The 11,500-nt window shown below is 62.0% G+C and carries 12 protein-coding genes; 4 read left to right on the top strand and 8 right to left on the bottom strand.

The genetic code is table 11. The features are described from left to right. Positions 1 to 96 precede the first annotated feature (96 nt). A complete protein-coding gene (locus P0Y65_04320) occupies positions 97 to 534 on the top strand; it encodes a hypothetical protein (protein WEK05489.1) in 438 nt (145 codons plus the stop codon). Between the two features lie 141 nt (positions 535 to 675). Here P0Y65_04320 and P0Y65_04315 read toward each other — a convergent pair whose 3' ends face one another. The 5 genes from P0Y65_04315 to P0Y65_04295 form a co-directional block, all read right to left on the bottom strand. Beyond that, entirely contained in the window at positions 676 to 2,520 is a 1,845-nt protein-coding gene (locus P0Y65_04315; protein WEK06727.1) for a potassium transporter Kup, read from the bottom strand. 380 nt (positions 2,521 to 2,900) lie between these two features. Next, on the bottom strand, positions 2,901 to 3,512 hold the full coding sequence (locus tag P0Y65_04310; GenBank protein ID WEK05488.1) for an NAD(P)H-dependent oxidoreductase: 612 nt from the start codon (positions 3,510 to 3,512) through the stop codon (positions 2,901 to 2,903). Between the two features lie 238 nt (positions 3,513 to 3,750). Beyond that, positions 3,751 to 4,494 (bottom strand): pyridoxine 5'-phosphate synthase, encoded by a 744-nt coding sequence (locus P0Y65_04305; GenBank protein ID WEK05487.1) that lies wholly within the window; start codon positions 4,492 to 4,494, stop codon positions 3,751 to 3,753. A gap of 41 nt (positions 4,495 to 4,535) precedes the next feature. After that, positions 4,536 to 5,090: an acetolactate synthase small subunit gene (ilvN, locus tag P0Y65_04300; protein ID WEK05486.1), complete on the bottom strand. Its 555-nt coding sequence runs from the start codon at positions 5,088 to 5,090 to the stop codon at positions 4,536 to 4,538. A gap of 22 nt (positions 5,091 to 5,112) precedes the next feature. After that, positions 5,113 to 6,882, bottom strand: a complete 1,770-nt coding sequence (locus P0Y65_04295) for an acetolactate synthase 3 large subunit (GenBank protein ID WEK05485.1) — start codon at positions 6,880 to 6,882, stop codon at positions 5,113 to 5,115. A 355-nt stretch (positions 6,883 to 7,237) separates the two neighbouring features. On the opposite strand from P0Y65_04295, the gene P0Y65_04290 reads away from it, so the two are divergent. Then, complete coding sequence (locus P0Y65_04290; GenBank protein ID WEK05484.1) at positions 7,238 to 8,671, top strand: inorganic phosphate transporter; 1,434 nt, start codon at positions 7,238 to 7,240, stop codon at positions 8,669 to 8,671. On the opposite strand, the gene P0Y65_04285 is transcribed toward P0Y65_04290, so the two are convergent. Continuing rightward, positions 8,661 to 9,122, bottom strand: a complete 462-nt coding sequence (locus P0Y65_04285; GenBank protein ID WEK05483.1) for an NUDIX hydrolase — start codon at positions 9,120 to 9,122, stop codon at positions 8,661 to 8,663. The genes P0Y65_04290 and P0Y65_04285 overlap by 11 nt on opposite strands. A gap of 277 nt (positions 9,123 to 9,399) precedes the next feature. On the opposite strand from P0Y65_04285, the gene P0Y65_04280 reads away from it, so the two are divergent. Then, complete coding sequence (locus tag P0Y65_04280; protein ID WEK05482.1) at positions 9,400 to 10,089, top strand: helix-turn-helix transcriptional regulator; 690 nt, start codon at positions 9,400 to 9,402, stop codon at positions 10,087 to 10,089. A gap of 75 nt (positions 10,090 to 10,164) precedes the next feature. Beyond that, positions 10,165 to 10,578, top strand: coding sequence for a response regulator (locus P0Y65_04275; protein ID WEK05481.1), 414 nt, complete (start codon positions 10,165 to 10,167; stop codon positions 10,576 to 10,578). Between the two features lie 45 nt (positions 10,579 to 10,623). Here the strand turns inward: P0Y65_04275 and P0Y65_04270 are convergent, their stop codons facing one another. Then, a complete protein-coding gene (locus P0Y65_04270; GenBank protein ID WEK05480.1) occupies positions 10,624 to 10,839 on the bottom strand; it encodes a cold-shock protein in 216 nt (71 codons plus the stop codon). A gap of 348 nt (positions 10,840 to 11,187) precedes the next feature. After that, positions 11,188 to 11,460 carry a hypothetical protein gene (locus P0Y65_04265; GenBank protein ID WEK05479.1) on the bottom strand — a complete coding sequence of 91 codons (273 nt, stop codon included), beginning with the start codon at positions 11,458 to 11,460 and terminating at the stop codon, positions 11,188 to 11,190. Between the last annotated feature and the right edge of the window lie 40 nt (positions 11,461 to 11,500).

Below are 11,500 nucleotides of genomic sequence, written 5' to 3'. Positions count from 1 at the left end.
CGACCCTCGCGGCAACGCAAATTTGCCGCGATTGGTCGGCCACTCTTGCGCGGTCGAAGCGTGATCACCAGATCAGCCACACAAGGGAGAACGACCATGGATACCAAAGCCGCAATTCTTGCCCTCATGTCTGTCTGGGGCGTCGGTATCTGTGCTTTGCCCGCCACTGCGCAGGACACGGCCGATCCGGCCGAAGACGCCAGCGATGAGGCCGGCGACACCTCAAATCCCCTGCTCAACAAGGTCTGGGTCCGCGCCGACGCCGACGAAAGCCTGCCCGGCCCGATGCAGATCTTCCTCGGCGACGGCACATTGGTCACCGACAGCTGCTGGGAAACCTACCGCCTCTCCAAATGGCAGCAGGTCTCTGACACCGAAATCTCCTGGGACGAAGACGGCATGACCATCAATGCCGACATCGCCGAACTGACCGAGACCGACCTGGTGCTCAATCTCAAGCTGGGCAGCGACGTGCAGGAACAGCGGTTTACGACGGCTACGGTGCCGTATGTCTGCCCGGACATGGTGAAGTAGGGGGATACCCCCACCTAACCTCCCCCTGATAGGGAGGGATCCGGCCGGTGGGCTTGGCAAGATTGTACCGAATACTCGATCTGTCCCTCCCCCTATCAGGGGGAGGTTAGGTGGGGGTACTCCGATCTACCCGCACATAACCTAAAGCACCACCTGCGTGCCAATCTCCACCACGCGCCCCGTCGGAATATGGAAATATTCCGTCGCGTCGCTGGCATTCTTGGCCAGCCGGGTGAACAGCCGATCCTGCCAGTAGCGCAGCGGCCCGCTGGTCTTGGGCCCAGCCTTGAGCGAACGCCGCGACAGGAAGAACGACGTCGACATGATGTCGAACTTCCAGCCCAGCTTGCGCGCCAGCACCAGTGCCTTGGGAATATTGGGGCTTTCCATATAGCCGAAGGTCACCACCACGCGGCTGAACAGCTCGTTATAGGCGTCGATCGTCACCTTCTCGTCGTCCGGCACGCGGGGCGATACCGATGTGCGCACCGTCAGGATCACATTCTGCTCGTGCAGCACCTTATAGTGCTTGAGACTATGCAGCAGCGCCGTCGGCGCGCCTTCGATATCGCTGGTCAGAAACACCGCCGTGCCCGGCACCAGCGTCGGCTTCTTCTTGGCCAGATTATCGACCAGGAACTGCAGCGGCACCTCGTCGCGACGGGTCTTTTCCGCCAGCCGCTTGCGGCCGGCCATCCAGCTCCACATGATCACGGCCACAAGGATCGCCACCGCCGCCGGCACCCAGCCACCCTGGAACAACTTGGCCGCATTGGCGGCAAAAAAGCCGCCATCGATCGCCGCAAACACCACGCCAAACCCGATGACCGCCGCCGGATGCCACTTCCAGTTGCGCCACATGACGACCACCAGCAGCGTCAGCGTCATGATCATCACGCCGCTCACGGCAATGCCATAGGCATGGCTCAGCGCGCTCGAGCTGCGGAACATCAGCACCAGGATCAGCACGCCCACCATCAGCATGGTGTTGATCTGCGGCATGTAGATCTGCCCGCTCTGGGTTTCCGACGTATGTGTCACCACCATGCGCGGCAGCATATTGAGCGCGATCGCCTGCTGGGTAAGGCTATAGGTGCCCGAAATCACCGCCTGGCTGGCGATGATCGTTGCAAGAGTCGCCAGCCCCACGAAGGGCAATAGCGCCCAGTCGGGCTGCATTTCGAAGAACGGGCTTTCGACATTTTCCGGCCCCACCTGCAGCACGAAGGCGCCCTGCCCGAAATAGTTGAGCAGCAGGCAGGGAAACACCAGCGCGAACCAGACCAGAACGATCGGCTTGCGGCCGAAATGGCCAAGGTCGACGTAAAGCGCCTCGGCGCCCGTCACGGCGAGAAAGATCGCGCCGACCACGACAAAGGCCAGCCCCAGATGGGTGACCAGGAATTCGAGGCCGAGCAGCGGATTGAGCGCGAACAGCACAGCCGGATACTGGATGATATGCACCAGGCCCGAAAAGCCCAGCACCAGGAACCACAGGCCCGTCACCGGCCCGAAAATGATGGAAACCTTGGCCGTGCCGAACCTTTGCACGGCAAAGATGCCGACGATGATCACCAGTGTGATCGGCACGATCCAGCGCTCCATGCCTGGCGCCACGAGCTTGACGCCTTCCACGGCCGAGAGCACCGACATGGCCGGCGTAATGATCGCGTCGCCAAAGAACATGGCTGCGCCCATAACGCCCAGGATGGTGATCCACACCGGCGGATTGGCGAAAGTCTTGCGCGCCAGGGCCATCAGCGACAGCGTGCCGCCCTCGCCATTATTGTCGGCACGGGTGACGAAGAACACATATTTGACTGAGACGGTCAGCGTCAGGGCCCAGACGATCAGCGACAGCAGGCCCAGTATCTCGCTATCACTGGTCGAGGCACCGGGGCGGATATGCATGGCTTCGCGGAAAGCATAGATCGGGCTCGTGCCGATATCGCCAAAAACCACGCCCAACGCGCCGAGCAGCAGCATAGGCAGGTGTTTGGAATGGGAATCGTTGGAAGTGTGGCCCGCATCGACACCGGCACTCTTGTTGCCGGTCGCACTCGTCTGCGTCATGAACCTGTTGCTCTCTCGGTCGAAGGCGCGCCGCTATACACCCGCCAATCGTCACACACAACACCACAGGCGTACAATGGTTCAAACCAACCACGGCTAAGCCCTTATGAACGAGCCAATATTGCGGGTCCCTGTTTTGCACCTGGGTTTCGCAACGCGGTGTCATCCTGGCTCAAGGCCGGGATGACATCGAGTGTGTGGCGCCCATATTGAATACCACCAAACCAACAGGGGCCACTCGTTGCCGAGTGGCCCCTGCCGGTAAACGAAGATTTTGGAGGTCTTCGTAAGGCTTATTCGGCTGCCTGGGCGACAGCTTCATTGGCGCGGGCAGCCTTGGTGGCCTGGCTCCACCAGATCAGCTGGTCGAGGCTGTCCTTGGTGGAATTGCCGATCGAGGCTTCAAGGTCGTTGAGGGACTTGGTGCCACCAAAACCGGGGTGCACGGCAGCAAAGTCGGCGCCGGCAATGTGAACGGCCGAACGGGTCGGGGCCATCTGCAGCTCGATACCGATCGTGCGCAGGTGCTCGACAGCGCGTGCGCCACCCAGCGTGCCGTAACCCACGGCGGTGAAGGCCTTCTTGTTCCAGTTCACATAGGCCTGGTCGAGAGCGTTCTTGAGGGCGCCGGTGATCGAGCGGTTGTACTCGGCGGTCACGAAGATATAGCCGTCGAATTCGCTGATCTTGTTCTGCCAGCGAACGGCTTCCGCATTCTGCGAAGGCATCCAGGCATTGGACGCAGCTTCGTCAAAGAACGGCAGGTCGAAGTCGCGCAGGTCGACGATCTCGGCCTGGATTTCAGGACGTTCGTTAGCCTTTTCGAGGATCCACTTTGCAGGGATCTCGCCGAAGCGGGTCGGGCGGGTCGAAGAGATGATGACGGCAATCTTGAGTTTGGACATCGACGTGCCCTCCTTGGTAACAAATCGTAACTGAGGCGATATATGTGCCTAGGCTCGATCATCGCAAGTGGGCACCTGCGTGTGACACAGGGTCAGGACTGACCCTAGGTTACACTGGTGTAAGTATCGGCGTAGCCTGAAGATTTTGCTCATTAGTCAGCAAAACTGGCCTATCTCGGGGTCACTGTAGGCGCGGCGCTGACGAACTGTTCAATGCAGATATGCCAATGCAGCTGGTCTAGCTGCCCAGAACGGCACGATACTGCCGCACCGCCTCGGCAAAACCCATCAGCAGCGCGTCGGCAGTAATGCCATGGCCAATCGACGCCTCGTCGACATGCAGCACCGCGGACTGGAACGCGGGCAGATTGGCCAGCGTCAGGTCATGCCCCGCATTGACCCCCATGCCCGCCGCATGCGCCGCCTGCGCTGTATGCGCCAGCGCTGCCAACTCGCGCACTGCGCGTTCCGCATCGTCATAGCAGCCGCCATAAGGACCGGTGTAAAGCTCGATCCGGTCGGCACCGGTCGCCTTGGCCGCGGCCACCCCCGCGACACCCGCATCTGGATCGCAGAACAGCGAGATCCGCCGCCCGTCCTTCTTCAGCCGCCCCACCACGTCAGTCAGGAAGTTGCCCTTGCCGAGAAAATCCCAGCCATGGTCCGACGTCGCCTGTGCCGGATCATCGGGGACCAGCGTCACCTGCGCCGGATTGACCTGGTCGATCAGGTCAAAGAAATCCTCGCTCGGATAGCCTTCGATATTGAACTCGGCCTGCGGATATTCGCTCGCCAGCAGCTCTGCCAGATCAAACACATCCGTCCGCCGGATATGCCGCTCATCGGGCCGCGGGTGCACCGTCACCCCACTCGCCCCCGCATCCAGCACCACCCGCGCCAGCCCGACCACACTCGGCCACGGCAGATTGCGACGGTTGCGCAACTGGGCAACGGCATTGAGATTGACGGAAAGCAGGGTCATGGCAGGGGACTCGTGTTTAGCGGCCCCTGCCCTATAGCAGCCTACATGCTCTGCGGACCACGCGAAATCGCGGCCAGACCCGTGCGCACGACCTCGACCAGCCCCAGCGGCTGCATCAGCGCGATGAAGCTGTCGATCTTGGCCGGCTTGCCGGTCACCTCGAACACAAAGCTTTCGACCGTCGCATCGACGATCTGCGCCCGGAAGGCATCAGCCAGCCGCAGCGTCTCGGCGCGATGATCGCCCGAACCCGCCACCTTGATCAGCGCCAGCTCGCGCTCCAGCGAAGCGCCTTCGCTCGTTAGGTCATGCACCTTGTGCACCGGCACCAGGCGCTCGAGCTGCAGCTTGATCTGCACCAGCACTTTTGGCGTGGCCGTCACGACAACGGTGATGCGACTAAGTCGCCGCCCGTGTTCCGTCTCGCTGACGGTGAGGCTTTCGATATTATAGCCGCGTGCCGAAAACAGGCCCACGACCCGGGCCAGAATTCCCGGCTCATTGTCCACCAGCACCGACAGCGTATGCCGCTCGATCTCCTGGGTTTCCTTGGTGATGAAATAGGCGGAGCCCGTGGGCTGCAGATGTGCGTTCATTGCTTTTCTCCTCTGCAGCGCCCTAGACGAGCTGCCGTCCCTTCTCGTCGATGATGTCGCCGATATTGGCTGTATCGGGCAGGATGATCTCGTTATGCGGCTTGCCCGACGGGATCATCGGCAGGCAGTTCTCGTCCTTCTCGACAATCACGTCGAACAGCACCGGGCCGTCATAATCGAACATCTCGGCAATCGCCGCATCGAGCTCGGCCGGGTTCTCGCAACGGATCCCCTTGCCGCCATAGGCTTCCGCCAGCTTCACGAAGTCCGGCAGCGACTCCGAATAGCTATGTGCATAGCGCGAGCCATGCAGCAGGTCCTGCCACTGCCGCACCATGCCCATGCGCTCGTTGTTGAGGATGAAGACCTTGATCGGCAGGCGATATTGCACCGCCGTCGAAATCTCCTGCATGGTCATCTGCACCGAGGCTTCGCCGGCAATGTCGATCACCAGCGCATCGGGATGGGCCACCTGCACGCCCACCGCAGCCGGCAGGCCATAGCCCATCGTCCCGAGGCCACCCGAAGTCATCCAGTGGTTGGGCTTGTCGAAATGGAAATGCTGGGCGGCCCACATCTGGTGCTGGCCGACTTCGGTGGTGATGAACACCTCCTTGCCCTGCTTGCGGCTCATCTCGTACAGCCGCTCGATCGCATATTGCGGCTTGATGGTGGTGTCGGAATTCTTGTAGCCGAGCGAATCCACCGCCCGCCACTTCTCGATCTGCTTCCACCAGCCGGCAATGGCTTCGCTGCGCGGCTGGTTGGTCTTGCTGCGCCACACGCGCACCATTTCCGCCAGCACCCGCTCGCAATCGCCGATGATTGGAATATCCACCCGCACGACCTTGTTGATCGAGCTCGGATCGATATCGACATGGATCTTGGCGCTATTGGGCGAGAACGCATCGATCCGCCCGGTGATGCGGTCGTCGAACCGCGCGCCGATATTGATCATGACGTCGCAGTCATGCATGGCCCAATTGGCTTCGTAGGTGCCGTGCATGCCCAGCATGCCCATCCACTGCGGATTGCTCGCCGGGAAGGCACCGAGGCCCATCAGCGTCGAGGTCACCGGAAAACCCGTCAGCTCTGCCAGCTCGCGCAGATGCTCGCTCGCCTTGGGCCCGGCATTGATCACGCCGCCGCCAGTATAAAAGATCGGCCGCTCGGCCTTGAGCATCATTTCGACCGCCGCCTCGATCGCCGCCGCATCGCCATCCACCTGCGGACGATAGCTCTGGTGACGCAGGCTCTCGAGATCGGGCTTGTAATAGTCGCCCAGCGCAAACTGCACGTCTTTCGGGATATCGACCACAACAGGCCCCGGCCGCCCGGTCGTCGCGATGAGAAACGCCTCATGCATGATGCGCGGCAGGTCTTCCACGCGTTTCACCAGATAATTGTACTTGGTGCAGCTGCGGGTAATGCCCACGGTGTCGCATTCCTGGAAGGCGTCCGAACCGATCAGCGTCGTCGGCACCTGCGCCGTGATGCACACCATCGGAATGGAATCCATCAGCGCATCGGTCAGCCCCGTCACCGCATTGGTCGCGCCCGGCCCCGAGGTCACCAGCACCACGCCGCATTTGCCCGTCGAACGCGCATAGCCCTCGGCCATATGCGTCGCGCCCTGCTCGTGCCGCACCAGGATATGCTGCACGAAATCCTGCTGGAACATGGCGTCATAGATCGGCAGGGCCGCGCCGCCCGGATAGCCGAAAATATGCTCGACCCCCTGATCGGTCAGCGCCTGGATCACCATTTCGGCGCCTGTCATCTTTTCGGCCATCGTCTCTTCCTTCCTCGATCCAATCCAGAAGCCCGTTCTCGTAGCGGCAAAAACCGGGCAATAAAAAAGGCCCCGTTCGGGACCTGTTTTCGGCGCACCAGCTATCGCGCGGGGTTTTACCCCACGGTGCCGATGCGCCTGCCTACTACGAGAATGAGTGCCCGCACGGGACCTCTCCATAAGAATTACGGCGGCATTGATAGGTGCATTGCCGTCAGCCTGTCAATAGCGCCCGCCCGCCAACCGGAACACCTGCCCAAGAGTTGAGTGCAAAGCCCCGCCATTTCTGTCGACAAGCCCTCCAAAGCATAGTCCAAGGAACCATCATCCTCTCCAGGGCCCCACAGCGCGCAAAATGCAACGGATAGTTCTGCCCCTCGGCATCGCGCTGCTGTTCCTGCTTGCCGTCGCGGCCTATGCCAGCCAGGTCATGGCCGGCACCGCCGTGCATCCGCTGGTGATCCTGGCCGCGGCTGCCGCGGCCTATATGGCGCTCAATATCGGCGCCAATGACGTGGCCAACAACATGGGCCCCGCCGTCGGCGCCCGGGCCATCAGGATGGGTGCCGCCCTCGCCATCGCCGCCGCCTGCGACCTGGCCGGCGCCCTGATCGCCGGCGGCGACGTGGTGCGCACCGTCTCGACCGACCTGCTGATCTCGGGCTCCAGCCTGCCGCCCACCACCATGGCCATGGTGATGATATCGGCCCTGCTCGCCGCCGCCTTGTGGATCAATGCCTCGACCTTTGTCGGCACGCCCGTCTCCACCACCCATGCCATCATCGGCGCCATCGTTGGCGCCGCCATCGCCGCCGCAGGCCTGGGCACGGTCCGTTGGCCGACCATCGGCATGATCGCCGTCAGCTGGGTCTTCTCGCCCCTGCTTGGCGCCATCTTCGCCGCAGCCCTCCACGCCGTCATCCGCCGTCTCATCACCCGCCGCGCCGACAAGCTCGCTGCCGCCCGCCATTGGGTGCCCCTGCTCGTGGCCACCATGGCCGGCGTCTTTGCCATGTATCTGGCCAACAAGGCGCTCGGCCACTGGTGGCAGCCCAGCCTTGGCCAGACGTTGCTGCTCGGCCTCTGCAGTGCCGCGGCTGGCTGGCTGGTCTCCAAGCCCTGGGTGGAACTGCGCTCGCTCGGTCTCGGCAACCGCAAGAAGCAGGTCGCCACCCTCTTCCGCCCGCCGCTGATCGTCGCCGCCGCGCTGCTCTCCTTCGCCCATGGCGCCAATGACGTCTCCAATACCATTGGTCCTCTGGCCGCCATTCTGCACGCCCTTCATGCCACCCCGGACTCCGCCGGCCTCATCCTCCCCTACTGGACCCTGCTGCTGGGCGCCGTCGGCATTGGCCTGGGCATCCTGCTATTCGGTCCGCGCGTCATTCACACCGTCGGCGAGCAGATCACCAAGCTCAATGAAATCCGCGCCTTCTGCGTCGCCCTCTCCGCTGGCGTCACCGTTTTGACCGCCGCAGCCTTCGGCCTGCCGATCTCAACCACCCATGTTGCGGTCGGCGCTGTCTTTGGTGTCGGCTTCCTGCGCGAATATCTGGCGATAAGGAACATGCATGGTGCCGCCGTGCCGGTAGACACCCATTTCCTTGATGCCTCGCGGCTCAACGACCGGCCAGAAATCGCCCTGCGACGCGAACGGCGCTATGAGCGCCGCTTCCTCGTCCGTCGCCTCAAGCTCGCACGCATCGGCGCAGCCTGGCTCGTCACCCTGCCCGCCTCGGCAGTCCTGGCCGTCCTTGCTTACTGGCTGCTGCAGCTGGCTACTGGATAGTCCCGCCGCCAACCTGGCGGTGCAGCGCATCGGCGAGGCGCGACAGCGATCGATCGGCCAGCAGCCGCCGCGTTTCGCTCAGCAGTGCCCAATGGCGTAGCCGCTGGTCCATCTCGTCCCAATTGTCCATCTGATGCTCGACCTTGAGCGGATAGAGGTCGACGTCGACCGGCACGCCCTTGTCCATGTTCTGGTAGCTGCCGATTGGCGTGCTGCTGACCTCGCCGGTCACCCCAGCCTCTTCCATCGCTTCCTTGGCCGCGCTGTCCCACGGCGTCAGCCCGGCGCTGATCGACCCCTTGGGAAAGATCCAGCGCCCCGTCTTGCGCGATGTCACGAGCAGGAAAACGACGCGACCCTTGAGGATCGTATAGGGCAAGGCGCCCGACTGGCGCAGGCCCGACCCGGGCGCGGCACGCCCGCCCAGGGTCCTCAAAAAGTCCAGCAGCATGGATCCCGCCTCCATCTGTCTTTCTCGGCTGACAGCCTGCCCGATCGGCCTGTCCGTGTCGAATCTGCGCCCGTTCGGCTGTGTATAACCATAGGCTTGCCCCCGCGTCCTGGGCATTGAGCAAACTGCCGCAGCGCGACGCTGGAGGCCCGGCATCCAAACGGTTCAAAGCCCGCGTCATCCTATTGTCAGTTACCCAAATTTAACCCTAACTAAGACAGGGTACGAACGATCATGGCCGTCCTGATGGACGCGGGACAGGCCACTAGGGGGTGTGATGCTTGAACTCGTCCGAGGTCTTGTCGATGGCGCGCAGCGGCCATCGTCTCGCGGAGCAGCGGAAGACGCGCTGGCGACAATCTGCGATCACTATGGCTTCACTTCCGCTGTGGCCTTCGAATATGGACCTGGCCTCTCCACCATATCGGACCTGATTGACAGCGACCCGGATCGCCGGACCCGCTGGCCTTCCGTCCTCGATCGTCATGTGGTCGGCCGCTGCGTGGCCCTCACCAGGGCATTGGCGCAGATGTCGGCCGTCAGCCGGTTCGATGCGACTCATTTCGGCGACGACAAGATCTGTCTCGAGATCGCCGCAGAATTCGACCTGCTCGAAGGGGTGGTCGTTCCCATCCTGCAACGCTCCGGCCTGTCTGGTGTCGTCAAGTTCGGTGGCGCGCCAACCCTGCGCCACACCGAATTGGCGAGCCTTCACACGGCAGCCTATCTGATGTTCACGGCCCTGCAGTCGACCCGCAAGGCGCAAAAGGGCGAAGCCCATCTTACGCCGCGCGAAATGCAGGTCATGGAGAAGGCGGCGCTGGGCCACACCACCACCGAGATCGCCGCCATGCTCGGCATGTCGGAAAGAACTGTGAACCAGCATACTGACAACGTTGCAGCAAAGTTTGGCACGCGCAATCGCGTACATACTGTCGCCAATTTGGTTCGACTGAACTTGTTGTAATATTCGTCGATTATATCTAGACATTAAAGTCGCGACGACGTCGCCGCGACGCTGTTGCGCTGGAGGCGCATCCAAATGCTCAAGAAGCCTGTCGTCCTCTTGGTCGATGACGAGGCCATACTCGTGATCGGCGTCGAGGACGCCTTGATCAGTGCGGGGTTTGAAGTCTTCTCCGCGCTCAATGCGCAGGCGGCGATGGCAGAGATCGACAGCGATCCGGAAAAATTCGCCTGTCTCGTCACCGACATCCGGCTGGGTGGCGACATCGACGGCTGGCAGGTGGCGCGTCATGCCCGCTCCAGGCATCCGCGCATCGCCGTTGTCTACATGACCGGACATGCGGCACCCCAATGGAGCAGCGAAGGTGTCAAGGACAGCGTCTTGCTGGCCAAGCCATTCCCCGATAGCCATCTGGCCGCCACCCTGCTCCAGCTCATGAACCAGAGTGAGCCGCTGACCGCCTTTCAGGCTGTCGCGTCAGGGCAATAAAAAAGGGCCCCGATGGGGCCCTTAAGCGCACAGCGGCTGCAGCTATTAGCTGAGCAGCGTGATGTTGGTGGCGGAAACCTTGCCGTCGCGGCCGGTTTCGAGCTCATAGGTCACCTTGTCGCCTTCATACAGGCCCTGCAGGCCCGAACGCTGCACGGCAGAAATGTGCACGAATGCGTCCTTCTCACCGTTTTCCGGCGAAATGAAGCCGAAGCCCTTGGTGGTGTTGAAGAATTTGACGGTACCGGTAATGGCAGCCATGGAATTAGGTCCCTCGTAGAACGTACCGCAACAGCGGCAAGCATGAAAAACGGACACCTCATGCAGTGCCCGGCTTACGATTCACCAATCAGGATTTAGCCAATTTCCCAGCGAGCCGGTCGTCAGATAACGCAAGACAGTGTGTTTCGTAAAAACGGAATATGCCGTCGCTTCCGTGGAAGTTCAAGGCACAATCAAAGAGAAACACCCGTCCAGGAAATCCTGTCCGGGTGCTCTGGCGCCTTCGGAGCGCTTTCAGCAGAAAGTGGATTCCACTTTTGCGGTTCGAAACCGCGACCACTGAAAGCTCGTTGGCGCGTGCAGCATGGGGCGATGCTGCAACTTCTTTTAGCCGCGCGGGCAGGTGTCGCGGTAGCGGCTGCCATCGGGGCGCTGGTAGATACAGATGTTGGAACCGCTGCTCGAACGGCCAACAACTTCACCGGCAGCAGCGCCGACCACGGCACCGACACCTGCGCCAACAGCCGTGCTCAGCACGCTACCACCAGCAGCAGCGCCGATGAGGCCGCCGCCAACAGCGCCGACAGTGGCGCCCTGCTGCGTGGTGGTGCAAGCGGCCAGCGAGAGACAGGTCGCGGCGATGATCAGAATCTTATGCATTGGAAACCCTCCAGGACTATCGAAATCAAAAATGCGCGGT

The organism is Candidatus Devosia phytovorans (assembly GCA_029202405.1).
GTDB lineage: Bacteria > Pseudomonadota > Alphaproteobacteria > Rhizobiales > Devosiaceae > Devosia > Devosia phytovorans.
The sequence above is the reverse complement of the archived record's forward strand: the minus strand, read 5'-3'. Positions and strand labels throughout refer to the sequence as shown.